Genomic DNA, 24,765 nt, shown 5'->3' with positions numbered 1-24,765 from the left:
ATGACTTCTGTGCTGTACCCGACCCGGTTGCCTTGCGGCAACCGGGTTCTTGATTTGGCCCATACCCATGTGATGGGCATCCTCAACGCCACTCCTGACTCATTTTCTGACGGCGGCCGTTACAGTCAGCTCGATGCGGCCTTGCGCCACGCGGAAGCGATGGTGGCGGCAGGCGCGACCTTGATCGACGTAGGAGGGGAGTCAACACGCCCTGGCGCTCGTTCGGTTTCGCCTGTCGAGGAGGTCGAGCGCGTTGCGCCGGTCGTCGAGCTTATCGCTCGCGAGCTGGATGTGATCATTTCGGTCGACACCTCTACTCCCGAAGTCATTCTAGAGTCCGCCAGGCTCGGTGCGGGGCTTATCAACGATGTGCGCTCGCTGCGACGTCCCGGTGCGCTCGAGGCCGCTGCCTGCACCGGTCTTCCGGTCTGTCTGATGCATATGTTGGGCGAGCCGGGCGACATGCAGGATAATCCTCACTATGACGATCTGATCGGCGAAGTAAGCGCCTTCCTGGCTGAGCGAATGGAGCGGTGCGAGGCCGTTGGCATTGACCGCGACCGGATCATTCTCGATCCCGGTTTTGGCTTTGCGAAAACCCTGGCGCACAATCTCAGTCTGTTCAAGCGCATGGAGGCGTTGCATGCGCTGGGCCGCCCGCTGCTGGTCGGTGTGTCGCGCAAAAGCATGATCGGCGCAGTGCTGGGGCGTCCGGTGGATGAGCGATTGTCTGGTGGGCTGGCTCTGGCTGCCTTGGCCATGATCAAAGGGGCTCGAATCTTACGTGTGCATGATGTCGCCGAAACGGTCGACGTGGTTCGCATGATTGCAGCTGTCGAAGCAGCTGAATAACAACAGTGGGGCATCCATGACTAGCAGAAAATATTTCGGAACCGACGGCATTCGCGGTCGCGTGGGCCAGTTTCCCATTACGCCCGAGTTCATGCTCAAGCTGGGCTGGGCCGCAGGCATGGCCTTCCGCAAGCTGGGGTCCTGCCGCATTCTGGTGGGCAAGGACACCCGGATTTCGGGTTACATGTTCGAGTCTGCGCTGGAAGCCGGACTGTCTGCCGCAGGCGCCGACGTGATGCTGCTGGGTCCTATGCCCACGCCTGCGATCGCCTACCTGACGCGTACGTTCCATGCTGAAGCGGGCATCGTGATCAGTGCCTCGCACAACCCGCACTACGACAACGGCATCAAATTCTTCTCCGGGCAGGGCACCAAGCTCCCCGATGAAATCGAAATGATGATCGAGGAGCTGCTTGATGCGCCGATGACCGTCGCCGAGTCGGAAAACCTCGGCAAGGTATCGCGCATCAACGACGCCGCTGGTCGTTACATCGAATTCTGTAAAAGCAGCGTTCCCACCAGTACCGATTTTGCCGGTCTGAAAGTCGTGATCGATTGCGCGCACGGCGCGACCTACAAGGTTGCGCCCAACGTATTTCGCGAACTCGGTGCGCAGGTCGTTGTGCTCTCCGTCCAGCCAGACGGGCTGAACATCAACAAGGATTGCGGCTCGACTCATATGGAGGCGCTGCAGGCCGCCGTGCTGGCCGAGAAGGCCGATATGGGTATCGGCTTCGATGGTGATGGCGATCGGGTCCTGATGGTCGATCATACGGGCACTGTCGTCGACGGTGACGAACTGCTCTACATCATCGCCCGCGATCTGCATGAGCGCGGTCGCTTGCAGGGTGGCGTGGTTGGCACGCTGATGAGTAACCTGGGCCTCGAACTGGCGCTGGCCGAACAGAATATTCCGTTCGTGCGCGCCAATGTGGGCGACCGCTACGTCATCGCAGAACTGCTGGAGCGCAACTGGCAGATCGGCGGCGAGAATTCCGGGCATATCGTGTGCTTCCAGCATGCCACCACGGGCGACGCGATCATCGCTGCACTGCAGGTGATTCTCGCGCTGCGCCGTAGCGGTATCAGTCTGGCCGAATCGCGCCTGAGGCTGCGCAAGTGTCCGCAGATCCTGATCAATGTGCGGTTCGCAGGCGATGGTGTCGACCCCGTTTCGCATCCCTCGGTACAGCAAGCCTGCGCGCGCGTCACCGAGCAGATGGCGGGTCGTGGTCGGGTGCTTCTGCGCAAGTCCGGCACCGAGCCGCTGGTCCGCGTGATGGTCGAAGGCGAGGACGAAACCCAGGTCAGGGCCCATGCTGAAGAGCTGGCAAAACTGGTTGCTGAAGTTTGCGCCTGATTTCGGCTTGCCAGTGCTCTAAGTGTTGGGTAACATCTGCGCCCACTTTGACCCACGAGGTGTAGCATGCGTCGCCCAATGGTAGCTGGTAACTGGAAAATGCACGGTACCCGCGCCAGCGTCGCTGAGCTGATCAAGGGTCTTGCTCTGCAGTCTATTCCGAGCAATGTTGATGTTGCCGTGATGCCTTCGAGCCTGTTCATCGGTCAGGTGGTTCAGGGGCTTGAAGCTACCTCGATCATCATTGGTGCTCAGGATGCGGCCATACAGGCTGCGCAGGGCGCGCTGACAGGTGAGGTTGCATCGAGCCAGCTGGCTGATGCAGGTTGCAAGCTGGTGTTGGTGGGGCACTCCGAGCGCCGTCAGTTGATTGGCGAGCAGGACGATGTCCTCAACCGCAAGTTTGCAGCGATCCAGGCAGAAGGGCTTACGCCGGTGCTTTGTATTGGTGAAACCCTGGAAGAACGTCAGGCGGGCCGGACACTTGAAGTGGTTGGTCGTCAGCTTGAGGTGGTCATTGCTGAGTTTGGTGTTGAAGCGTTCTGGAATGCGGTCATCGCTTACGAGCCAGTCTGGGCCATTGGTACCGGGCTGACCGCTTCGCCTCAAGAGGCGCAGGAAGTGCACGCAGCCATTCGTGCGCAACTGGCGGAAAAGAATGCCGAAGTCGCACAAGGCGTGCGACTTCTCTATGGCGGCAGCGTTAAGTCGGCCAATGCGGTCGAGTTATTCAGCATGCCGGATATCGATGGGGGGCTCATTGGTGGTGCCTCCCTGAATGCAGATGAGTTCGGTGCGATCTGTCGCGCCGCGGGAAACTGAAAAAATGCTGGAAACAGTCGTAGTCGTTTTTCATCTGTTGGGCGCTCTGGGCGTTGTTGCTCTGGTATTGCTGCAGCAGGGTAAAGGTGCGGACGCAGGTGCGTCTTTCGGAGCAGGTGCATCAAATACTGTCTTCGGGGGGCAAGGAACCTCTACCTTTCTCAGTAAGTTTACTGCTATACTTGCGGCATGTTTTTTCATAACCAGCTTGGGGTTAGGTTACTTTGCTAAAGAGAAAGCTCAACAGCTGACTCAAGTAGGTTTGCCAGATCCAGCGGTACTGGAAGTGAAGCAAAAGCCGGCGGCAGATGATGTCCCGGTGCTCGAAGGGCAAAAGCCAGCCGTTGTTCCGGCTGACGTACCTCAGGCTCCAGAGCAGAAGTAAAAGAATTCGGCGATGTTCGTTGAGGTCGCCAAAAAGAGTTGTAATGCCGAGGTGGTGGAATTGGTAGACACGCAACCTTGAGGTGGTTGTGCCCATAGGGTGTAGGGGTTCGAGTCCCCTTCTCGGTACCAATTAACAGGAGAGCCCGCATTAGCGGGCTTTCTTGTAGGTGGATGTTCGATTGACCCATAGCAGGATCAGTCGTATACTTCCGCCCCAGCTTTGTCGCGGGGTGGAGCAGCTTGGTAGCTCGTCGGGCTCATAACCCGAAGGTCGTTGGTTCAAATCCAGCCCCCGCAACCAGTTTTAGCGGAGCCCCTTTTTAGGGGCTTTTTGTTAGCTGGACAGTACATGACGTCGATGTTCAGCGGCGTTCTCATGGATGGGCTTTTGCCCATTTTTTTATTTTTAAAGCATGCACGAGGGGGTTCAGGTGTCGAGCAAGCTAGAACAGTTGCAGGCCTTGTTGGCCCCGGTGGTCGAGGCTCTTGGCTATCAATGCTGGGGAATAGAGTTTCTTTCCCAGGGCCGACATTCACTGCTGCGCATTTATATCGACAAGGAAGGTGGTGTTCTGGTGGAGGACTGCGAAATCGTCAGTCGCCAGATCAGTGGTGTGTTGGATGTAGAAGATCCAATCGCGGCTGAATACACGCTTGAGGTGTCTTCTCCCGGCATGGACCGCCCGCTGTTCACTCTTGAACAGTTTGCTTTGCACGCTGGGGAACAAGTGAAAATAAAGCTGCGCTCGCCCTTTGATGGCCGACGCAACTTTCAAGGCCTTCTCCGCGGGGTGGAGGAGCAGGATGTCGTGGTGCATGTAGAAGATCACGAATACCTGTTGCCGATCGACTTGATCGACAAGGCCAACATTATTCCCACGTTTGACTGAGACGTGCCAGATACTGCGGATCCCGCGGATCCAATGGCTTGCGAAAGGCGAGGCGTACGATGAGCAAAGAAGTACTGCTGGTTGTTGAGTCGGTGTCCAATGAAAAGGGCGTTCCGGCAGGTGTAATTTTCGAAGCACTGGAGCTGGCGCTTGCCACTGCTACCAAGAAACGTTTTGAAGATGAAGTTGAACTGCGTGTGGAAATCAACCGTCACACGGGTAACTACGAGACTTTCCGTCGCTGGACGGTGGTCGAAGACGAAGATCTGGACGATCCGGCTTACGAGCTGGCTGTCGATCAGGCCCAGGCTAAAAAGCCGGGCGCCGTTGCTGGCGATCTGATCGAAGAGAAAATCGAATCCATCGAGTTCGGCCGTATCGCCGCGCAGACCGCCAAGCAAGTCATCGTGCAAAAGGTTCGTGAAGCCGAGCGTGCTCAGGTTGTCGATGCCTATCGTGAGCGTCTGGGCGAAATCATCTCCGGTACTGTCAAAAAGGTTACGCGTGACAATGTCATCGTCGACCTTGGCAACAATGCCGAAGCACTGCTGGCTCGCGAAGACATCATTTCCCGGGAAACTTTCCGGGTCGGTGTTCGCGTTCGGGCGCTGCTGAAAGAAATTCGCACCGAAAACCGTGGCCCCCAGCTGATTCTGTCGCGTACTGCGCCAGAGATGCTGATCGAGCTTTTCCGTATCGAAGTACCGGAAATTGCCGAAGGTCTGATCGAGGTGATGGCTGCCTCCCGTGACCCGGGTTCGCGTGCAAAAATCGCTGTTCGCTCCAAGGACAAACGAATCGACCCGCAAGGCGCTTGTATCGGCATGCGCGGTTCGCGAGTTCAGGCCGTTTCCGGCGAGCTGGGTGGCGAGCGTGTGGATATCGTGCTTTGGGACGATAACCCGGCACAGTTCGTGATCAATGCAATGTCCCCTGCTGAAGTAGCGGCAATCATCGTAGATGAAGATGCGCATGCAATGGACATCGCGGTCGGCGCGGACAACCTGGCCCAGGCGATTGGTCGCGGCGGTCAGAACGTACGTCTGGCAAGCCAGCTGACTGGCTGGACCCTGAACGTAATGACCGAATCGGACATCCAGGCCAAGCAGCAAGCTGAGACCGGCGACATCCTGCGCAATTTCATCGACGAGCTGGAAGTCGATGAAGAACTGGCACAGGTTCTGGTTGATGAAGGTTTCACCAGCCTGGAAGAGATTGCCTACGTACCGTTGGAAGAAATGCTCAACATCGACGGCTTTGACGAAGACATCGTCAACGAGCTTCGCGCTCGTGCCAAGGATCGTTTGTTGACTAAAGCCATCGCTACTGAGGAAAAGCTGGCAGACGCCCATCCGGCCGAAGACCTGCTCTCGCTTGAGGGTATGGACAAGGATTTGGCGATGGAACTGGCGGTGCGCGGCGTAGTTACCCGCGAAGACCTGGCCGAGCAGTCTATAGATGACCTGCTCGACATCGACGGCATTGACGATGATCGTGCCGGCAAGTTGATCATGGCCGCCCGAGCCCATTGGTTCGAGTAAGTAGGCGCGGCCTGAGGAGAGAAGTGCATGACGCAAGTCACGGTGAAAGAACTGGCCAAAGTGGTCGACACACCGGTAGAGCGCCTGTTACAGCAGATGCGTGAGGCAGGTCTGCCGCACACCGCCGCCGAGCAAGTTGTGACCGATAACGAAAAGCAAGCCCTGTTGACGCATTTGAAAAGCGGTCACAAGGCCAAGGTGGAAGAGCCGCGCAAGATTACCTTGCAGCGCAAAACCACCAGCACCCTGCGCGTTGCTGGCAGCAAGAGCATCAGCGTTGAAGTGCGCAAGAAGAAAGTCTTCGTGCAGCGTAGCCCGGAAGAAATCGAAGCCGAGCGCAAGCGCGAGATGGACGAACGTCGTGCGGTAGAAAACGCGGCTCGTCAAAAGGCTGAAGAAGAAGCCAAGCGTCGCGCCGAAGAAGAAGCGGCGCGCCAGCCTGCTGGAGCACAGACAGCCGAGCAAGCCGCACCAGCGCCTGCTCAGCCGGTTGCTGCTAGCGAGCCTGCACGTGAAGCACCGGCAGCTCCTGCTCCGGCGCATCCAGGTGCAACGCCGACCGTTGAAGTGCGCAAGCGTGACGACCAGCGTCGTCCGGACAAGCCGCGCGCCGATGATCGCAATGCCCGTGGTGGCGACGGTGAGCGCAAGAACGCGCCGCATCGCGCTTCGGTCAAAGAGAAGGCTCCGGCTCCACGCGTAGCCCCTCGCACCACCGACGAAGAAAGCGATGGTTTCCGTCGTGGCGGTCGTGGCAAGTCCAAGCTGAAGAAGCGCAATGCACACGGTTTCCAGAGCCCTACCGGTCCTGTGATTCGTGACGTTGCCATCGGCGAGACCATCACTGTCGGCGAATTGTCCGCTCAGATGTCGGTCAAGGCTGCCGAAGTCATCAAGTTCATGTTCAAGATGGGCACCCCGGTGACCATTAACCAGGTACTGGATCAGGAAACTGCCCAGTTGATCGCCGAAGAGCTGGGCCACAAGGTCACGCTGGTCAGCGACAACGCCCTGGAAGATTCCCTGGCTGAATCGTTGAAGTTCGAAGGCGAGACGTTCTCCCGTGCACCGGTCGTGACCGTAATGGGCCACGTTGACCACGGTAAGACTTCCCTGCTCGACTACATTCGTCGTGCCAAGGTTGCGGCTGGCGAAGCGGGCGGCATCACTCAGCACATCGGTGCCTACCACGTTGAAACCGAACGCGGCATGGTCACCTTCCTCGACACCCCGGGTCACGCCGCGTTTACCGCAATGCGTGCTCGTGGTGCCAAGGCGACCGACATCGTGATCCTCGTGGTTGCGGCGGACGATGGCGTCATGCCTCAAACCATCGAAGCGGTTCAGCATGCTGTTGCTGCTGGCGTGCCTCTGGTGGTTGCAGTGAACAAGATCGACAAGCCGGGCGCAGATCTCGATCGCATCCGCAGCGAGTTGTCGGTTCACGGCGTAACGTCGGAAGAGTGGGGCGGTGATACGCCGTTCGTACCGGTTTCCGCGAAGATGGGTACCGGCGTCGACGAACTGCTCGAAGCCGTTCTGCTTCAGGCTGAAGTTCTGGAACTCAAGGCAACGCCATCGGCTCCTGGCCGTGGTGTGGTTGTCGAGTCCCGTCTGGACAAGGGCCGTGGCCCGGTCGCGACGGTTCTGGTTCAGGACGGTACGCTGCGTCAAGGCGACATGGTTCTGGTCGGATCGAACTTCGGTCGTATCCGCGCCATGCTCGACGAGAATGGCAAGCCGGTCAAAGAAGCAGGTCCTTCGATTCCGGTCGAAATCCTGGGTCTTGACGGTACGCCGGACGCTGGCGACGAGATGTCTGTACTGGCTGACGAGAAGAAAGCCCGTGAAGTCGCTCTGTTCCGCCAGGGCAAGTTCCGCGAAGTCAAACTGGCTCGCGCACATGCCGGCAAGCTGGAAAACATCTTCGAGAACATGGGTCAGGAAGAGAAGAAGACGCTTAACATCGTCCTCAAATCTGACGTCCGCGGTTCTCTGGAAGCATTGCAGGGCGCCCTCGGCGGCCTGGGTAACGATGAAGTGCAAGTGCGCGTAGTCGGCGGCGGTGTCGGTGGTATCACCGAAAGCGACGCCAACCTGGCACTGGCCTCCAACGCTGTACTGTTCGGCTTCAACGTGCGTGCCGATGCCGGCGCTCGCAAGATCGTCGAGCAGGAAGGTCTGGATATGCGTTACTACAACGTGATCTACGACATCATCGAAGACGTCAAGAAGGCCCTCACCGGCATGCTTGGCAGCGACGTCCGGGAAAACATCCTGGGTATCGCCGAAGTCCGCGATGTGTTCCGCTCGCCGAAATTCGGTGCGATCGCAGGTTGTATGGTGCTGGAAGGCGTTGTTCACCGTAACCGTCCAATCCGTGTTCTGCGTGACGACATCGTTATCTTCGAAGGCGAGCTGGAATCCCTGCGCCGCTTCAAGGATGACGCTGCCGAAGTGCGTGCCGGCATGGAATGCGGTATCGGCGTCAAGAGCTACAACGACGTCAAGGTCGGTGACAAGATCGAAGTCTTCGAGAAGGTCCAAGTGGCTCGCAGCCTCTAAATCGCGAGCTTCAGGAGCCATGGTGAAACGACGCATGCAAATGCCGCAGTCTTCATCATGGGCTCTCAACGCAACGCCCGGTCTGGCACTTGTCAGGCCGGGCGTTTGCCGCTTTCAGACTGTCAGGGTTTGGTCCCGGATCAGTAACAGGTAACAAACATGGCAAAAGAATACAGCCGCACCCAACGTATTGGCGATCAGATGCAGCGCGAGCTGGCACAGCTGATCCGCCGCGAAATCAAGGACCCACGTGTGGGTCTGGTCACCATCACCGCCGTGGACGTCAGCCGCGATGTGGGTCATGCGAAGATTTTCATGACCGTGATGGGGCAGGACAGTGCTGAAGAAATCGCGCAAAGCATCAAGGTGCTCAACGCTGCTGCCGGTTTCCTGCGCATGCAACTGGCGCGTGAAATGAAGCTGCGCAGCGTGCCTCAGTTGCACTTCCACTACGATGAAAGCGTCGTACGTGGCGCCCACCTCTCGGCGTTGATCGAGCGGGCTGTCGCTGAAGACGGGCAGCATCAGCAAGACTCTGCACCGCAAGGCGTCAAGCCTGACGATACCGAGGAGTAAAGGGTGGCTCAGGTCAAGCGTATACGCCGTAATGTCAGCGGGATCATCCTGCTCGACAAGCCGCTGGGTTTCACCTCCAACGCAGCGCTGCAAAAGGTCCGCTGGTTGCTCAACGCCGAGAAGGCTGGTCACACAGGCAGTCTCGACCCGCTGGCGACCGGTGTATTGCCGCTGTGCTTCGGTGAGGCCACCAAGTTCTCGCAGTACCTGCTCGATTCGGACAAGTCCTACGAAACCCTGATGCAACTCGGCAAGACCACCACCACGGCAGACTCCGAAGGCGAAGTTTTGCTGACCCGCCCGGTGACCGTTGGTCGTGACGATATCGAGGCCGTATTGCCCGCTTTTCGCGGGGAAATCAGTCAGATACCGCCGATGTACTCGGCGCTCAAGCGCGACGGGCAGCCTCTCTACAAGCTGGCACGTGCAGGCGAAGTAGTGGAGCGCGAGCCTCGTTCTGTTACTATTGCGCGCCTGGAATTGCTTGCCTGCGAAGGCGACACGGCACGTCTGTCGGTCGATTGCAGCAAAGGCACTTATATCCGGACCCTGGTCGAGGATATCGGCGAGAAGCTGGGTTGTGGTGCTTACGTTTCAGAACTGCGTCGCACGCAAGCCGGGCCGTTCAGTCTGGCCCAGACGGTCACGCTGGAAGAGCTGGAGCAGGTGCATGCCGATGGCGGCAACGAAGCAGTCGATCGCTTCCTGATGCCGTCGGACAGTGGCTTGCTGGACTGGCCGCTGTTGAAGTTTTCGGAACACAGTTCGTTCTACTGGTTGCATGGTCAGCCAGTGAGAGCACCGGACGCGCCGAAATTCGGTATGGTTCGGGTGCAGGATCATGAAGGTCGCTTCATCGGTATTGGTGAAGTCAGCGAAGACGGGCGCATTGCGCCGCGTCGATTGATTCGGTCAGAGTGACCGGAACCAGTCCGTCAGCAGGCTAGCCTGCGAGCGGGGTGGAAGAGGATGGCTGTCAACAGGCACGGTCATGCCTCATTTTTTAATACGGGGATTTGTCCTCGGCCTGTTGGAAACGTTTCTCCGGAAGCGCTTCCTTGAATAGAAGGATTGCCCACATGGCACTCAGCGTTGAAGAAAAAGCTCAGATCGTAACCGACTACCAGCAAGCTGTTGGTGACACTGGTTCGCCAGAAGTGCAAGTTGCACTGCTGACCGCCAACATCAACAAATTGCAAGGCCACTTCAAGGCCAACGGTAAGGACCACCACTCGCGTCGTGGTCTGATCCGTATGGTAAACCAGCGTCGCAAGCTGCTGGATTACCTGAAAGGTAAGGACGTTAGCCGTTACAGCACCCTGATCGGTCGTCTGGGTCTGCGTCGCTAATAACGACGTTGCTAGAGGTTGGTTGTCTGTCACGAATCGTCGGCTTTGCCCGACGGTTCTGGCAGGCTCCCAGCCTCAAGTTTTATCTGGACTGTGGAAGGGGCCGATTCCCCACGCTGCCCAAGAATTCGCAAGAAACCAGTTCCCCAAGAGCCACAAAGAAAGGTAGGAAACCGTGAACCCGGTAATCAAGAAGTTTCAATTCGGTCAATCGACCGTAACCCTCGAGACGGGCCGTATCGCCCGCCAGGCCTCCGGCGCAGTATTGGTCACCGTTGACGACGACGTCAGCGTGTTGGTGACTGTCGTCGGCGCCAAGCAAGCCGATGCCGGCAAAGGCTTCTTCCCCCTGTCCGTGCACTATCAGGAAAAGACCTACGCTGCCGGCAAGATTCCTGGTGGTTTCTTCAAGCGTGAAGGCCGTCCTTCCGAGAAAGAAACCCTCACTTCGCGTCTGATCGATCGCCCGATCCGCCCGCTGTTCCCTGAAGGCTTCATGAACGAAGTGCAGGTTGTCTGCACCGTCGTGTCCACCAGCAAGAAAACCGATCCGGACATCGCTGCGATGATCGGTACCTCGGCTGCCCTGGCCATCTCCGGCATTCCGTTCGACGGCCCGGTTGGCGCTGCCCGCGTTGCTTTCCATGAAAGCACCGGCTATCTGCTGAACCCGACGTACGAGCAGCTTCAGGCTTCCAGCCTGGACATGGTTGTAGCCGGTACCTCCGAAGCCGTTCTGATGGTCGAATCGGAAGCCAAGGAACTGACCGAAGACCAGATGCTGGGCGCCGTGCTGTTCGCCCACGATGAGTTCCAGGTCGTGATCAATGCCGTCAAGGAGCTGGCTGCAGAAGCTGCCAAGCCTACCTGGACCTGGCAGCCAAAGCCTGAAGCCACCGCGCTGCTGGGCGCCATCCGCGCCGAGTTCGGCGATGCAATCTCCCAGGCTTACACCATCACCATCAAGGCCGACCGTTATGCGCGTCTGGGCGAGTTGCGTGAGCAGATCGTCGCCAAACTGGCCGTCGAAGATGGCAGCCCGTCCGCCAGCGAAGTCAAAGCCGCTTTCGGTGAAATCGAATACCGCACCGTTCGCGAAAACATCGTCAACGGCAAGCCGCGTATCGATGGCCGTGACACCCGCACCGTTCGTCCTTTGAACATCGAAGTCGGCGTTCTGCCAAAGACTCACGGTTCGGCACTGTTCACCCGCGGCGAAACCCAGGCGCTGGTCGTTGCCACGCTGGGTACCGCACGTGACGCACAATTGCTCGATACCCTGGAAGGCGAGAAGAAAGACCCTTTCATGCTGCACTACAACTTCCCTCCGTTCTCGGTGGGCGAGTGTGGCCGCATGGGTGGCGCGGGTCGTCGCGAAATCGGTCACGGTCGTCTGGCACGCCGCAGCGTACAGGCCATGCTGCCAGGCGCTGACGTGTTCCCATACACCATCCGTGTCGTATCGGAAATCACCGAATCCAACGGTTCCAGCTCCATGGCCTCGGTCTGCGGTGCTTCGCTGGCACTGATGGACGCAGGTGTTCCTATGAAGGCACCGGTTGCCGGTATCGCCATGGGTCTGGTCAAGGAAGGCGAAAAGTTCGCCGTTCTGACCGACATCCTGGGTGACGAAGATCACCTGGGCGACATGGACTTCAAGGTAGCCGGTACCTCGAAAGGTGTTACCGCGCTGCAGATGGACATCAAGATCAAGGGCATCACCGAAGAAATCATGGAGATCGCTCTGGGCCAGGCCCTGGAAGCTCGCCTGAACATCCTCGGTCAGATGAACCAGATCATCGGTCAGTCGCGTACCGAGCTGTCGGCCAACGCTCCGACCATGATCGCGATGAAGATCGACACCGACAAGATCCGTGACGTCATCGGTAAGGGTGGCGCGACCATCCGTGCCATCTGTGAAGAGACCAAGGCGTCGATCGATATCGAAGACGACGGCTCGATCAAGATCTTCGGTGAATCCAAGGAAGCGGCCGAGGCAGCTCGTCAGCGCGTTCTGGGTATCACCGCAGAAGCGGAAATCGGAAAGATCTATGTCGGCAAGGTTGAGCGCATCGTCGATTTCGGCGCATTCGTGAACATCCTGCCGGGCAAGGATGGTCTGGTTCACATCTCCATGCTGAGCGACGCTCGTGTGGAAAAAGTGACCGACATTTTGAAAGAAGGTCAGGAAGTCGAAGTGCTGGTACTGGACGTGGACAACCGCGGGCGTATCAAACTGTCGATCAAGGACGTAGCGGCGGCGAAAGCATCCGGCGTCTGATGGACCTGGCAGTATGAAAAAGGACCCTTCAGGGTCCTTTTTTTATGAGCGCAATTAAAGAGTTATGACAGCATGATGCAGAGCGGATGACACAAACATGCATCTTGCATGCGCAAACGGGCCGAAGCGGGCAATCTGCACGATTCCGTAAAATCATGAAAATCATAACTATCTGATTTTATTGGTTTTTATGGGTTTATGAGGGTTGGCACACCGCTTGCGATATACCTGTTAACCCTGCAGCCACACGCTGGCGCAGATTTTGAGAAAAACAGGAGTTATCGTATGAAGAAGTTCGTTATCGCTGCTGCTACCGCTACTACCCTGACTCTGACCATGGCTGGTGCTGCTTTCGCACAGACCGCCGTTCAATCCCCAATGGTTCTGGCAGCCAACACCACTACTCAAGAAGTGAAAGAAGACACTTCTGATACCTGGATCACCACTAAAGTCAAAGCTGACCTGCTGACTGAAAAAGGCATCCCGGGTTCGGACATCAAGGTTGAGACCAACAAAGGTGTGGTTTCCCTGTCGTCGACCGTCGCAGTGACCGACAGCCAGAAGAAAATGGCCGTTGATATCACCAAGAAGATCAAAGGCGTGAAGGACGTTTCTGCTGCCGGCCTGAAAGCTGAGTAATCAGATTCTGCCCATGAGCCTCCCTGTCATCTGACCGATGGAAAGTTCATGCGAGGCTACAAGGATGTAGCCATTACAGGCCCCGGCTTTCGAGTCGGGGCCTGTTCTATTGTGGGCAGGAAAAAGTTAAGAGAACGGAGCTTTCAGTTACCGCGCTTGCTCTGGATCTCCGTCAAACGGCCGCCTACGAAGCGCAGATACTGATACATGCCGTGGCTGGGTCCATAGACCCATTCTTCAACGATGACTTCTTCGGACTGTCGGTAGTAGTTCACCACCTCGCGACTGCTCACCACTTGCTGGCTGATCGGCTCGCCACATTTCTGCTGGACCTCGAACGTTCGGTCCCCTGTGCTGACCAGCTGGCTGCCGCAACGCAATGTCGAAGCGGCCTGGACGTCAAGCGCTGCCGGGCCTGTGATCATGAACAGAGCCAGGTACAGCGTGGATTTCATGGGGAGACGAGACAAAGTGGTTACTCACTGTCCAGATGAAGTGGGCTGATGACACGGCCATCTCGCTCGGCCTGACCCAGCCGAGCATCGACGAAGTACACACGCTCATCCTCGAGTTTACCTTTATCCACCAGATAATCCTTGATACTGCTGGCCCTGTTCTGTCCCAGCTCACGAAGCAGCACTTCATTGCCACTCCAGAATTTGAGGATGGCAGCCTGCATCTGATGGGTACGCTCTTCCTTGCCCAAATTGGCCCATTCGGCGGGCGGCTGCTGTTTCAGACGCGCGCGATAGATGCCTTCCAGCATGGGCGCCTTCTCATCATCCGGCACCTGTAGCAGACCGGCCTTGGCTGGCACCTTGTCACCACGTCGCTGCAGGATCTTGTAGTAGGTGGATTGGTATTCGCGTTCCAGTCGCTGTTGAGCGATCAATGGACCATCGCTACTGGCCGCGCTGGTGCCTTCGATCTCAAGCTTCAAGGCCGGACGTTCCTTGAGCGCGGCTGAGAGCTTGTCCAGGGCTTTTTGGGTGTCATTGCTCAACTCACTGGAACCGGGCGCGAAACTCACGTTACCGAGGTCCTCAGAGCTTCCTCCGGCCACCAGCCCACCCAACATCTTGAACGGCGCCTGTGCGGCACGCAGGACCAGATTGCGCAGGGTTTGCCAGACGATCGGCATCACACTGAACTGAGGGTTGTTCAAGTCGCCTTCGACCGGCAGTTCGATAGAGATGCGGCCCTGTGTGTCCTTGAGCAGGGCGACGGCCAGACGAATCGGCAGATCCACCGCGTCCGGGCTGTCCACTTTTTCGCCCAGTTGCAGTTGTTCAACCAATACTTTGTTCTGAGCTTTCAGCTGGCCATTGGTGATCAGGTAGTGCAGGTCGAGGTTGAGTCGGCCCTTGCGGATCCTGAAACCCGCGAACTTGCCGGAGTAGGGCGTCAGCGTAGTCAACTCGACGCGTTTGAAGCTGGTGGCGATGTCGAGGCTGGCCATCGGGTCGAACGGATTCAGGCTGCCCTTGATCGTAACGGGCGCGTAGCGATCGACCTTGCCTTCGATATTCACCGGGGCCGGCGTGGACTTGCGATTGTCGATGGTGCCGATACGTCCGTTGAGCTGCTGCACGGCGGTCGAGAAGTTGGGCGTCAGCGTCAGGTCGGCGAAATTGGCCGAGCCGTCCTTGATGTTCACTTCACCCACATAAATGCCCAGCGGATTTTCCTTGCCTGCCTTGGTTGTCGGCCTGGCAGCCGTTTTCTTCGCTGCCGGTTTTTCGTCTCCCGGTTGGGGAATCAGCAGATCGTCGATGTTGGTGGTGCGGTCATCGTTGATCATGAAGCGTGCGTACGGCTGCTCCATGTTGACTTTGGCAATCGAAAGGCTGGCGCCGTGTTGGTAATCCAGTCCCTCGAGTTCCAGTTGCTGCCACTTGAGGAAGTCGCGCTGTTTGAGCGTATCCAGGGTGTGCAGCTGACTCACCTGAGCCTTGCCGGTCACGCTGAACGCCAGCGGCTCGGTGCTTTCCAGGTTGACCGCCAGATCGCTGCCCAGCATGCCGCTGCGCATTTCGAGCCGGATGAACGGGCTTATGTAAGCCTGCGCGAGTCGCAGGTCGATGTCGCGGGTCGTGACAGTGAGGCGGGCGCTGACCGGGTTGAGATTGACGTCACCGGCGGCGGTCAGGTTGCCCTGCTTGCCAAGCCCGGTGTCGAGTCGGAGCGGGAAGGGTGAGGTGTTGAGGCTGTCGAAGTTCTGCACATCCACATTCAGCGGACCGACGTCCAGCGTGACCGGCTCGGCTGGAACGCGATCCGCCAGATGCACCCGGTAGTTGCGCAGTTGCACATCGCGCAGCACCACTTGCCAGGGTTTACCGGGCTTGGCGGATTGCGCCGTGGCCTTGGCCGAAGCATCGGTGACGGGCGCAGGCTCGGCGGCTTTCTCATCCACTGGCGGTTTTTGAGGTGCGGCAGGTTTGGTCGGCTTGTCAGCGAATAGTTTCTGCCAGTCCAGTTGGCCATCCGACTCACGCGCCGCCCAGGTTTCCAGCCCCTGGCTGCGGATCTTGCCCACGTTGACGTGCTGTCTGGCCAGATCCACCGAGGTCTCGCTCACGTCCAGACGCTGCAGACGCACCAGCGGGCGACCGTCAGGTGCATTGAGGCCGAAAGGCGCAACGCTGGCCGACAGGTTGGTCAATTGCAGCTCGGTGTCCTTGGCGAGATCAAGCTTGTAGGCGGTGCTGAAATTCAGCACACCGTCCTGAATCGCCAGCGGCAGCGCATCACGGACATAAGGCCACCAGAGCTTCATCTTGCCATCGGTAACCTTCAGCGTGCCCTCGGAGGTGATCGGTACCAGGCTGATACGCCCGACCCAGTCAATCCGGCCTCCATCGGGCCCTGCGGCCACCAGGGTCATGTCGGCATTGTCTTCAGGCAGCGTGCTGAGGTTCTTAAGCTCAAAATTCAGCTTGTCGTAGAGGAATTCGATTGGCTCGCTGGGACGCAGGTCGCGGAAGTGCAGATAGCCGTCAGCCAGCCTGACTTCGTCGATACGCAAAGGAAAGGGCTTGCCTGGTGGCTCGTCCTTGACCGGTTCACTGGCCGGAAACTTGAACAGTTGCGCCAGATTCAGCTTGCCCTGCTTGTCGAACAACAACTCGGTCTTCGGCTGCAGCAGCTCGATGCGTTGCAGGTGCAGCGCGCGGGTCCACAGGCTGTCGAGCTGGAGATTGGCGTAGAGCTTTTCGAACGCGATCTGTTCTTTGCCAGGCGTGCCGATATTCAGGCCCCAGAGGGTCAGCTCAAGCGTATACGGGTTGAACTCCAGCCGCTCCAGCTTCGCCGGAGCGGTCGAATAGGTGGCCAATTGCTGATTGGCGATTCGCAAGGCGACACCGGGAAGGATGAAAAACCCCAACAGGCTGTAGAGCACACACACAGTCAGCAGGGAGCCAAGTGTGATTTTCAATCCTCTGGACATGGGCAGTGACGTCTCGCTCTTTCGGAGGTCCTTGGAGTATGGCATGCCTGTTCGGTTCCCAAGCCGCTGCCGATCACGCATGTAGGAAGTTTCAGGTATTGCGGACGGCCTAGAACTGCAGAATCAGGGTTTTCAGCGGTGGCTGGTTATCCAGAGAAGGAAAGTCTTGCGCAGGCTGCATGACCTGCCATTCGCGGACCGGGCGACCGGCCTTGGTGGCGCAGCGCAGAACCTGGTCTCGCCAGTCTTCCATGCTCACCTTCGCCAGGTTGTTGCAGCAGATCAGCACCCCGTCGTCGCAGGTGCTCAGCAGCGCGGGCTTGAGCAGGCTCTGGTAGTCGCGCAACAGATCGACGGTGCCGAATGCGCTCTTGGCCCAGGCGGGCGGGTCCAGCAGCACCAGATCGTATTGGCGCGGTTGCAGCTTGATGTAACCCGGCAATTTCTGGCTGCGTCGCGCCGAAACCGGCAGGCCGGCCAGCTGACGGATCGCCGGAAAGTAATCGGACTGGATGAACTGCATGGTCGGCAAGTGCGGATTCAGCGCGCCGTTTTCGCGGCCGACCGCCAGGTTGCCCTCGGCGAAGTCCAGGTTGCACACTTCCCGCGCACCACCGGCTGCGGCACTCAGGCCGACGCCACAGGTGTAGGCGAACAGATTCAGTACGCTTTTGCCTGCGCTGTGTCGTTTGACCCAGCCGCGGGTATTGCGCAAGTCGAGAAACAGCAGTGGGTCCTGACCGGCATGGCGGCCACGCACCCGATAATTGAGCCCCCATTCGTGACCGACCTGGTCTTCGAGCGCGGCGTCTTCGGCTTTGTACACCGCATCCTGACGGTCGATGCGCGAATTGCCTTGCGAGCGGTCGTTGTAGACCAACAGCGTGTCCAGGCCCAGACGGCGGTTGACCTGAGTATGCAGTTCGAGCAGCGACTCGCGATCCAGACCGGTATGAAAACTCTGCACCAGCAACTGCGGGCCATAGCGGTCAACGGTCAGACCGCTGGCACCTTCCTGACTGCCATGAAACAGGCGATAGCAATCGGTGCCTTGCTCGTGCAGTTCAGCGAGCAGACGCTGGCGATTATCGAGGGCGACGCTGAGCGCCTGATTCAAGGAAGACATACAACGCGCCTCGGGCTGGAATGAGGCGCGGGAGTTTAACAGTTACTGCAAGCTGGAGATGCATCGCTTGCAGCGCAGGGGAAAGTGTTCTGACAGGGGGTGAGCCGACTGTCTTTAATGACCCCTTCGACGACACACCTTGTTCGCGGACAAGTCCCCACGAGAGCGCGCCGGCGGACCGCTGCGGGAGTGGACGTGCCCACGGAGAGATCTTTTCAGACTCCTCACTCAGCGAACTCGCGCTCACTAGTCACCGCGTCATCCGTGGAAGTGGGCTAACGCCCTGTTCTGTCTTCCCACAGGTCAACGCGCCAACGCCAGTGCCACGCCCTGACCACCGCCGATGCACAGTGTCGCCAGGCCTTTTTTCGCGTCACGCTTGATCATTTCGTGCAGCAGGGTGACCAGCACGCGGCAACCCGAGGCTCCGATCGGATGGCCGATGGCGATTGCGCCGCCGTTGACGTTGAGCTTCGCCGGATCCAGTCCCAGTTCTTTGCCGACCGACAATGACTGTGCGGCGAAAGCTTCGTTGGCTTCGATCAGGTCCAGTTGCTCCAGCGTCCAGCCCGCCTTGTCCAGGCAACGGCGTGTGGCGCTGACCGGGCCGATGCCCATGATCGCCGGGTCCACCCCGGCATTGGCGTAACCGGCAATGCGTGCCAGCACCGGCAGGCCCAATTGTTCGGCCTTGGCCGCGCTCATCAACATCACCGCAGCCGCACCGTCGTTGAGCGAGGACGCGTTACCGGCGGTTACCGTGCCGTCTCTCTTGAACGCCGGCTTGAGTTTGGCCAGCGATTCGGCGGTTGTGCCCGCGCGCGGTTGTTCATCGGTGGCGAAGGACAACGGGTCGCCTTTGCGCTGTGGAATCAGGATCGGGGTGATTTCGTCGACAAAGCGTCCGCCTTCGATCGCGGCCAGTGCCTTCTGCTGCGAGGATGCGGCGAACGCGTCTTGCGCCTCACGGCTGATCTCGTACTTCTCGGCCAGATTCTCCGCCGTGATGCCCATGTGATAGTCATTGAACGCATCCCACAAGCCATCGCTGATCATGGTGTCGATCATCGTCGCGTGGCCCATGCGCAAACCGGTTCGTGCGCCCGGCAGGACGTAGTTGGCCAGGCTCATGTTTTCCTGACCGCCCGCGATGATGATCTCTGCGTCACCGCAGCGAATGGCCTGAGCCGCCAGATGCAATGCCTTGAGACCCGAGCCGCAGACTTTGTTCAAGGTCATGGCGGGTACGGCGAAGGGCAGGCCAGCCTTGATCGCGGCCTGGCGTGCCGGATTCTGTCCGGCACCTGCGGTCAGAACCTGCCCCATGATGACCTCATCGACCTGCGCACCGTCGACGCCGGTCTGGCTCAGAAGTTGACGGATGACCGCCGCTCCCAGTTCGACGGCGGGAGTTGTAGCCAGGGAACCCTGGAAACTACCCACGGCGGTGCGGGTGGCGGCAACGATAACGACGTCTTGCATGGTGCGGATCCTCATTGTTATTGGGGGGCGAGCCGGTCGGGCTTGCTGTGATCACATGGCTCATGGTGTCACAGTTGGGGATCAACCTTCCAACTGCGAACCCGTTGGTCACTTTTTGCACCTGATCCGGGTTGTTCAGAGGCCCATTCGTCGCTTTGCCCGATGCGAAGAACCATCACGCACTGCCCAGCGCAAGATCGGCGCGCAGCTGTTCACGCCCATATGGATCAATGTGCGTTTCGCGGGGCCTTGAGGCACATCGAGCATGTCGCTCGCCCAGGTCGGCAGTAGCTCGATGCCAGCCTGCATCATCAGCACACCGAAGGGCTTCGCCAGCCAGTTGGGCGCGGGTGCATCGAGCAGCAGACGCAGCACTTCGCGGCTTCGGGCATCGCAGACCAGTTGAGGGCGGACGTTGTCGAGATAGTCGGCAATGGCTGCACGTGACTGGGGGACGTCACGTGCACCAAGCCGTTCGGCGACCTGCGCCGTCTCAGCGTAGTAGGTGTCTTGATCAGCCGGGGAAAGCTGCGGATTCAGGTAACGCAGGTGCGCCGCCATGAAGCTGCTGACTTCTGCCACGTGCACCCAGGTCAGCAGGTCCGGGTCGCTTGCGGCATAAGGGCGGCCGTCTGGTGCGGTGCCGGTGACCTGCAAGTGGATGGTGCGTACCTTGTCGATCAGCCAGTTGGCGTCCTGAGTCGAGCCGAAGGTCGTGCCGGACAGAAACTGCCCGGTGCGTCGCAGCCGCCCGAGCATATCGTCGCGAAAGTTGGAGTGATCCCAGATCCCCGCCAGTGCCAGCGGATGCAGCGCCTGCAGCATCAGCGCACTGATGCCGCCGACCAGCATGCTGGTGAAATCACTGTGCACGCTCCAGCAGACAGCCTGCGGACCGAACAGACCTGGATCACCCTTGGGGTTTTCCAGGTCCAACTGGCCCAGTGACAGGCCAGTGAGACTGATGACCTGCGTTTCGATACGACGACGAATGAATTCCATGTTCCCTCATGCAGGCGACTACGAACGCGGCGCTGACCATGCCCTGTCAGCTTCAACGATTCAAGCGTTTGTCGATCAGATCATCCACTACGCCAGGGTCGGCCAGGGTTGACGTGTCGCCCAGACTGTCGAGTTCGTTGCAGGCGATCTTGCGCAGGATGCGACGCATGATCTTGCCCGAACGGGTTTTCGGCAGAGCCGATGCCCACTGGATGTGGTCCGGCTCGGCGAAGCTGCCGATTTCCTGGCTGACGTGACTGAGCAACTCCTTTTTCAAGGCATCACCGGGCTCGACTCCGTTGATCGGCGTGACGAATGCGTAGATGCCCATGCCCTTGACGTCGTGCGGATAGCCCACCACCGCAGCTTCGGCGATATTGTCGTGCAGCACCAGCGCGCTTTCCACCTCGGCCGTGCCGATGCGGTGACCGGAGACGTTGATCACATCGTCGACGCGGCCAGTGATCCAGTAATCGCCATCTGCGTCACGTCGAGCGCCGTCGCCGGTGAAATAGTAACCGGGGTAAGGTTTGAAGTAGGTGTCGATCATGCGCTGCGGATCGCCATATACGCTGCGAATCTGCCCCGGCCAACTGGCCTTGATCGCCAGCAGGCCGCTGCCGGGGCCGTCGAGTTCCTTGCCCTGTTCATCCAGTAACACCGGCTGCACCCCGAACAGCGGGGACGTTGCACAGCCAGGTTTGACCTGTCCGGCACCGATGAGCGGTGTGAGCATGATGCCGCCGGTTTCGGTCTGCCACCAGGTGTCGACGATCGGGCAGCGCTCTTTGCCGACCTGGTGGAAATACCATTCCCAGGCCTCCGGGTTAATGGGTTCGCCCACGCTGCCCAGTAATCGCAGGCTTTCGCGGGACGATGCCTGTAGCGGTCCAGGCCCTTCACGCATCAACGCGCGCAACGCAGTGGGCGCGGTGTAGAAAATATTGACGTGATGCTTGTCGATGACCTGCCAGAAGCGTGACGCGTCCGGATAGTTGGGGACGCCTTCGAACATCAAAGTGGTCGCGCCGTTGGCCAGCGGTCCGTAGACGATATAGCTGTGTCCGGTGACCCAGCCGACATCCGCCGTGCACCAAAACACCTCGCCGTCCCGGTAATCGAACACGTACTTGTGGGTCATGGCCGCGTACAGCAAGTAGCCACCAGTGGTGTGCATCACCCCTTTGGGTTTGCCGGTGCTGCCGGAGGTATAAAGAATGAACAGCGGATCTTCGGCGTCCATGGGCTCCGGCGGGCAGTCGTCGCCAGCCTCGTGAATCGCTTCGTGATACCAGAGGTCGCGGCCTTTGACCCACTCGACGTCCCCCCGCGTGCGCTCCACGACCAGCACGGTGCTGACCGACGGACAGCTTTGCAGCGCCTTGTCGACATTCGCTTTGAGCGCAATGTATTTCCCGCCACGAACCCCTTCATCAGCGGTGATCACGGTGCGGCAGTCTGCGTCCAGAATCCGGTCGCGCAGCGCGTCGGGTGAGAAACCACCGAACACCACTGAATGCACCGCGCCGATTCGGGCGCAGGCCAGCATCGCATAGGCCGCCTCGGGGATCATTGGCATGTAAATGCACACGCGGTCGCCTTTCTTGACGCCACGCAGCTTCAGCACGTTCGCCAGACGGGCGACATGATGATGCAGCTTTTTGTAGGTAATTTCCGCCGACTCGGAAGGATCGTCGCCCTCCCAGATAATGGCGATCTTATCGGCGTGGTCTTTCAGGTGGCGATCAATGCAGTTGTGGCTGACGTTGAGCTTGCCGTCCTTGAACCAGGTCGCCTTTGCGCTGGAAAGATCAGCGGTGTGCACCTCGCTCCAGGGCGAAGACCAGTCGAGAAAGAGGTGAGCCTGCTCGGCCCAGAATGCATCAGGGTGATCGACGGATTGGCGGTACAGACGCTGATAGTCGTCGGCACTGAGCTGCGCCGCTTTGCACACGGCAATGGCATTGGGGAAAGCGCTGATATCGAACATGACGGCTTCCTTATTCTGTGATCCACAGAAATGGGAGTCATGCGCGGGGAGAGGGGTTCAATGTGTGTGGCTGTCTGGCCGCTTCTCATGCGTCACCTGGAAATGGCGCCTGAGACGCTCCGCGTCCACTTCTAGAGGTGTGGCGCAGCGTCCTGAACGACACATGCCCGCGCACAGCACGGGCATGATCATTCCAGATCAACGCATCAGCCGCGGTGACGGCCGCGGAAATAGTTGATCAGGCCTTGGGTGGACGCATCATCGGCCGGCTCTTCAGTGCCACCGGTCAGACGCTGGTACACCGCCTTGCCCATTTCCTTGCCCAGTTCGACGCCCCATTGGTCGAAGGCATTGGTGCCCCAGACCACGCTTTGCACGAACACTTTGTGCTCATACATAGCGACCAGCGCGCCAAGGCGACGCGGGCTGATGCGTTCGACCACCAGCGTGTTGCTCGGACGATTGCCGGGAATGACCTTGTGCGGCGCGAGTTTCTGCACCTCGTCTTCGGCCATGCCTTTCTCGCGCAGCTCGGCTTCGGCCTCGGCGCGGGTCTTGCCCATCATCAGGGCCTGGCTCTGCGACAGGCAGTTGGCGTACAGCCACTGATGGTGGTCGGAGACCGGGTTGAAGCTGACGATCGGCACGATGAAGTCGGCCGGGATCATCTGGGTGCCTTGATGCAGCAACTGGTGATATGCGTGCTGACCGTTGGCACCCACGCCGCCCCAGATGACGGGACCGGTATCGGTGGCGACCGGTGTACCGTCCTGGCGAACGCTCTTGCCGTTGGATTCCATGTCCAGCTGCTGCAAGTGCTTGGTGATATTGCGCAGGTAATGGTCATACGGCAGGATCGCGTGGCTCTGGGCATCCCAGAAGTTACCGTACCAGACGCCCAGCAGGGCCAGCAGCACTGGCATGTTCTTCTCGAACGGCGCGCTCTGGAAGTGCTGGTCCATGGTGTAGGCGCCGGACAGCAGTTCCTTGAAGTTGGACATGCCGATGGCCAGCGCGATAGGCAGACCGATCGCCGACCACAGCGAGTAACGCCCGCCGACCCAGTCCCACATCGGGAAAATGTTTTCTTCGCGGATTCCGAACGCCACGGCCGCCGCATTGTTGCTGGAAACGGCGATGAAGTGGCGATGCAGTTCCGCTTCGGAGCCGCCCTGCGCCAGGTACCAGGCGCGTGCAGCCTGGGCGTTCTTCAACGTTTCGAGTGTATTGAAGGATTTCGACGAGACGATGAACAGCGTGGTCTCGGCGCGAATTTTCATCGACAGTTCGTGGAATTCACTGCCGTCGATGTTCGCCAGATAATGGCAACGCACGCCTTTGTGGGCGTAGGCGACCAAGGCTTCGGAGACCAGCTCGGGACCCAGGAAGGAGCCACCGATGCCGATATTGACCACGTCGGTGATCGGCTTCTCGGTGTAGCCACGCCACAGGCCGTCGTGAATGCGTCCGACCAGCTCGGTCATCTGGTTCAGAACGCGATGCACGTCCGGAATCACATCGACGCCGTTGACCTTGAGCTTGTCACCCACCGGGCGACGCAGCGCTGTATGCAGCGCAGGACGGCCTTCGGAAGCGTTGACCAGCTCACCGTCATACTGCGCCTTGATCGCGTCTTTCAGGCCCACTTCGTTGGCCAGGCTTACCAGCAGGTCGCGTGTTTCGGCAGTGATCAGGTTTTTCGAGTAATCGAGAAACAGGCCGGCACTGCTGAGGGTGAATTCGTTGAAGCGCTGTGGATCTGCAGTAAACGCCTCGCGCATGCTGAAATCCTGCATGGCTTTGCGGTGTTGACTCAACGCCTGCCAGGCGGGCAGAGCGGTCACATCGGAAGGAGTGCGGTAGTACGCCATCGCTGCGGGTTTCCTTAACTGGATCTGTCTTTGGGCTTTTTCAGACTGTCTTGAAGCGAGGTCGCGAACTGACTCATGGGCCACGTCAGCCAGACTACCCCTCGCGTACCTATTTGTCTGCGCTTCGCCGTACCTGCGCCCGGTACTATTTCACACAAAATGACCGGGCTTTTCGCTCGAATGCTGTCGGCGTTCAGTTATGCAAACTGTACCGGTATGGCATTGCTGGTGTGGCTAAGTTCATTGCCGGGCGACATGTACAGCATGCGCGGCTTGAAATTGACCAGCTCGGCCTCGGTGTAATGAGCATAGGCGCAGATGATCACCCGGTCGCCGACTTTGGCTTTGTGTGCGGCCGCGCCGTTCACCGAAATCATGCGCGAACCCTCTTCGCCACGGATGGCGTAAGTGGTGAAGCGCTCGCCGTTGTCGATGTTGTAGATCTGGATCTGTTCGTACTCACGAATACCCGACAGGTCCAGCCATTCGCCATCGATGGCGCAAGAGCCTTCGTAGTCGAGTACCGCGTGGGTAACTTCGGCGCGGTGCAGTTTGGCTTTGAGCATCACGGTGTGCATCTT

General features: G+C 59.0%; 20 protein-coding genes and 2 tRNA genes. 14 read left to right on the top strand and 8 right to left on the bottom strand.

The window, feature by feature from the left end:
• From folP to BZK31_RS09180, 14 genes are all read left to right on the top strand, one after another.
• The gene (gene folP / locus BZK31_RS09250; RefSeq protein ID WP_083182399.1) at nucleotides 1–852 is read left to right on the top strand and encodes a dihydropteroate synthase; all 852 of its coding nucleotides are present in this window, start codon (nucleotides 1–3) and stop codon (nucleotides 850–852) included.
• A 16-nt stretch (nucleotides 853–868) separates the two neighbouring features.
• Nucleotides 869–2,212, top strand: coding sequence for a phosphoglucosamine mutase (gene glmM / locus BZK31_RS09245; protein WP_083182413.1), 1,344 nt, complete (start codon nucleotides 869–871; stop codon nucleotides 2,210–2,212).
• A 66-nt stretch (nucleotides 2,213–2,278) separates the two neighbouring features.
• Entirely contained in the window at nucleotides 2,279–3,034 is a 756-nt protein-coding gene (gene tpiA / locus BZK31_RS09240; protein WP_083182398.1) for a triose-phosphate isomerase, read from the top strand.
• Between the two features lie 4 nt (nucleotides 3,035–3,038).
• Nucleotides 3,039–3,419: a preprotein translocase subunit SecG gene (gene secG, locus BZK31_RS09235; RefSeq protein WP_004879981.1), complete on the top strand. Its 381-nt coding sequence runs from the start codon at nucleotides 3,039–3,041 to the stop codon at nucleotides 3,417–3,419.
• A gap of 45 nt (nucleotides 3,420–3,464) precedes the next feature.
• A tRNA-Leu gene (locus tag BZK31_RS09230) sits at nucleotides 3,465–3,550 on the top strand.
• A 95-nt stretch (nucleotides 3,551–3,645) separates the two neighbouring features.
• Nucleotides 3,646–3,722, top strand: a tRNA-Met gene (locus tag BZK31_RS09225).
• A 130-nt stretch (nucleotides 3,723–3,852) separates the two neighbouring features.
• Nucleotides 3,853–4,311 (top strand): ribosome maturation factor RimP, encoded by a 459-nt coding sequence (gene rimP, locus BZK31_RS09220; RefSeq protein ID WP_004879978.1) that lies wholly within the window; start codon nucleotides 3,853–3,855, stop codon nucleotides 4,309–4,311.
• Between the two features lie 59 nt (nucleotides 4,312–4,370).
• Nucleotides 4,371–5,852: a transcription termination factor NusA gene (gene nusA / locus BZK31_RS09215; protein ID WP_083182397.1), complete on the top strand. Its 1,482-nt coding sequence runs from the start codon at nucleotides 4,371–4,373 to the stop codon at nucleotides 5,850–5,852.
• A 27-nt stretch (nucleotides 5,853–5,879) separates the two neighbouring features.
• Nucleotides 5,880–8,417 carry a translation initiation factor IF-2 gene (gene infB / locus BZK31_RS09210; RefSeq protein ID WP_083182396.1) on the top strand — a complete coding sequence of 846 codons (2,538 nt, stop codon included), beginning with the start codon at nucleotides 5,880–5,882 and terminating at the stop codon, nucleotides 8,415–8,417.
• A 159-nt stretch (nucleotides 8,418–8,576) separates the two neighbouring features.
• Entirely contained in the window at nucleotides 8,577–8,993 is a 417-nt protein-coding gene (rbfA, locus tag BZK31_RS09205; protein ID WP_083182395.1) for a 30S ribosome-binding factor RbfA, read from the top strand.
• A 3-nt stretch (nucleotides 8,994–8,996) separates the two neighbouring features.
• Nucleotides 8,997–9,914 (top strand): tRNA pseudouridine(55) synthase TruB, encoded by a 918-nt coding sequence (gene truB, locus BZK31_RS09200; RefSeq protein ID WP_083182394.1) that lies wholly within the window; start codon nucleotides 8,997–8,999, stop codon nucleotides 9,912–9,914.
• 158 nt (nucleotides 9,915–10,072) lie between these two features.
• Entirely contained in the window at nucleotides 10,073–10,342 is a 270-nt protein-coding gene (gene rpsO / locus BZK31_RS09195) for a 30S ribosomal protein S15 (RefSeq protein ID WP_024684882.1), read from the top strand.
• Nucleotides 10,343–10,517: 175 nt separating this feature from the next.
• On the top strand, nucleotides 10,518–12,623 hold the full coding sequence (gene pnp, locus BZK31_RS09185; protein ID WP_083182392.1) for a polyribonucleotide nucleotidyltransferase: 2,106 nt from the start codon (nucleotides 10,518–10,520) through the stop codon (nucleotides 12,621–12,623).
• Between the two features lie 285 nt (nucleotides 12,624–12,908).
• Nucleotides 12,909–13,262: a BON domain-containing protein gene (locus tag BZK31_RS09180; RefSeq protein WP_083182391.1), complete on the top strand. Its 354-nt coding sequence runs from the start codon at nucleotides 12,909–12,911 to the stop codon at nucleotides 13,260–13,262.
• A 143-nt stretch (nucleotides 13,263–13,405) separates the two neighbouring features.
• Here the strand turns inward: BZK31_RS09180 and BZK31_RS09175 are convergent, their stop codons facing one another.
• The 8 genes from BZK31_RS09175 to panD form a co-directional block, all read right to left on the bottom strand.
• Nucleotides 13,406–13,687, bottom strand: coding sequence for a DUF2845 domain-containing protein (locus tag BZK31_RS09175; RefSeq protein WP_083182412.1), 282 nt, complete (start codon nucleotides 13,685–13,687; stop codon nucleotides 13,406–13,408).
• Between the two features lie 50 nt (nucleotides 13,688–13,737).
• Complete coding sequence (locus BZK31_RS09170) at nucleotides 13,738–16,713, bottom strand: DUF748 domain-containing protein (RefSeq protein ID WP_167377892.1); 2,976 nt, start codon at nucleotides 16,711–16,713, stop codon at nucleotides 13,738–13,740.
• A 109-nt stretch (nucleotides 16,714–16,822) separates the two neighbouring features.
• Nucleotides 16,823–17,839, bottom strand: a complete 1,017-nt coding sequence (locus tag BZK31_RS09165; RefSeq protein ID WP_083182389.1) for a class I SAM-dependent rRNA methyltransferase — start codon at nucleotides 17,837–17,839, stop codon at nucleotides 16,823–16,825.
• Nucleotides 17,840–18,142: 303 nt separating this feature from the next.
• Nucleotides 18,143–19,321: an acetyl-CoA C-acetyltransferase gene (locus BZK31_RS09160; RefSeq protein WP_083182388.1), complete on the bottom strand. Its 1,179-nt coding sequence runs from the start codon at nucleotides 19,319–19,321 to the stop codon at nucleotides 18,143–18,145.
• Nucleotides 19,322–19,456: 135 nt separating this feature from the next.
• Nucleotides 19,457–20,323 carry an oxygenase MpaB family protein gene (locus tag BZK31_RS09155; protein WP_083182387.1) on the bottom strand — a complete coding sequence of 289 codons (867 nt, stop codon included), beginning with the start codon at nucleotides 20,321–20,323 and terminating at the stop codon, nucleotides 19,457–19,459.
• Between the two features lie 52 nt (nucleotides 20,324–20,375).
• Nucleotides 20,376–22,313, bottom strand: a complete 1,938-nt coding sequence (acs, locus tag BZK31_RS09150; RefSeq protein WP_083182386.1) for an acetate--CoA ligase — start codon at nucleotides 22,311–22,313, stop codon at nucleotides 20,376–20,378.
• A 206-nt stretch (nucleotides 22,314–22,519) separates the two neighbouring features.
• On the bottom strand, nucleotides 22,520–24,184 hold the full coding sequence (gene pgi / locus BZK31_RS09145) for a glucose-6-phosphate isomerase (protein WP_083182385.1): 1,665 nt from the start codon (nucleotides 24,182–24,184) through the stop codon (nucleotides 22,520–22,522).
• 197 nt (nucleotides 24,185–24,381) lie between these two features.
• Entirely contained in the window at nucleotides 24,382–24,762 is a 381-nt protein-coding gene (gene panD, locus BZK31_RS09140) for an aspartate 1-decarboxylase (protein ID WP_083182384.1), read from the bottom strand.
• Nucleotides 24,763–24,765 lie beyond the last annotated feature (3 nt).

Origin of the sequence: Pseudomonas floridensis (assembly GCF_002087235.1) — a bacterium.
Classification (GTDB): domain Bacteria; phylum Pseudomonadota; class Gammaproteobacteria; order Pseudomonadales; family Pseudomonadaceae; genus Aquipseudomonas; species Aquipseudomonas floridensis.
The sequence above is the reverse complement of the archived record's forward strand: the minus strand, read 5'-3'. Positions and strand labels throughout refer to the sequence as shown.

Bases quoted from the DNA above. Each gene is read 5' to 3' on its own strand.
- BZK31_RS09155 (WP_083182387.1), bottom strand. From the start codon at position 20,323: ATGGAATTCATTCGTCGTCGTATCGAAACGCAGGTCATCAGTCTCACT.
- rpsO (WP_024684882.1), top strand. From the start codon at position 10,073: ATGGCACTCAGCGTTGAAGAAAAAGCTCAGATCGTAACCGACTACCAG.
- folP (WP_083182399.1), top strand. From the start codon at position 1: ATGACTTCTGTGCTGTACCCGACCCGGTTGCCTTGCGGCAACCGGGTT.
- pgi (WP_083182385.1), bottom strand. From the start codon at position 24,184: ATGGCGTACTACCGCACTCCTTCCGATGTGACCGCTCTGCCCGCCTGG.
- BZK31_RS09165 (WP_083182389.1), bottom strand. From the start codon at position 17,839: ATGTCTTCCTTGAATCAGGCGCTCAGCGTCGCCCTCGATAATCGCCAG.
- infB (WP_083182396.1), top strand. From the start codon at position 5,880: ATGACGCAAGTCACGGTGAAAGAACTGGCCAAAGTGGTCGACACACCG.
- BZK31_RS09180 (WP_083182391.1), top strand. From the start codon at position 12,909: ATGAAGAAGTTCGTTATCGCTGCTGCTACCGCTACTACCCTGACTCTG.
- BZK31_RS09170 (WP_167377892.1), bottom strand. From the start codon at position 16,713: ATGTCCAGAGGATTGAAAATCACACTTGGCTCCCTGCTGACTGTGTGT.
- BZK31_RS09175 (WP_083182412.1), bottom strand. From the start codon at position 13,687: ATGATCACAGGCCCGGCAGCGCTTGACGTCCAGGCCGCTTCGACATTG.
- secG (WP_004879981.1), top strand. From the start codon at position 3,039: ATGCTGGAAACAGTCGTAGTCGTTTTTCATCTGTTGGGCGCTCTGGGC.
- rbfA (WP_083182395.1), top strand. From the start codon at position 8,577: ATGGCAAAAGAATACAGCCGCACCCAACGTATTGGCGATCAGATGCAG.
- BZK31_RS09160 (WP_083182388.1), bottom strand. From the start codon at position 19,321: ATGCAAGACGTCGTTATCGTTGCCGCCACCCGCACCGCCGTGGGTAGT.
- glmM (WP_083182413.1), top strand. From the start codon at position 869: ATGACTAGCAGAAAATATTTCGGAACCGACGGCATTCGCGGTCGCGTG.
- tpiA (WP_083182398.1), top strand. From the start codon at position 2,279: ATGCGTCGCCCAATGGTAGCTGGTAACTGGAAAATGCACGGTACCCGC.
- nusA (WP_083182397.1), top strand. From the start codon at position 4,371: ATGAGCAAAGAAGTACTGCTGGTTGTTGAGTCGGTGTCCAATGAAAAG.
- panD (WP_083182384.1), bottom strand. From the start codon at position 24,762: ATGCACACCGTGATGCTCAAAGCCAAACTGCACCGCGCCGAAGTTACC.
- acs (WP_083182386.1), bottom strand. From the start codon at position 22,313: ATGTTCGATATCAGCGCTTTCCCCAATGCCATTGCCGTGTGCAAAGCG.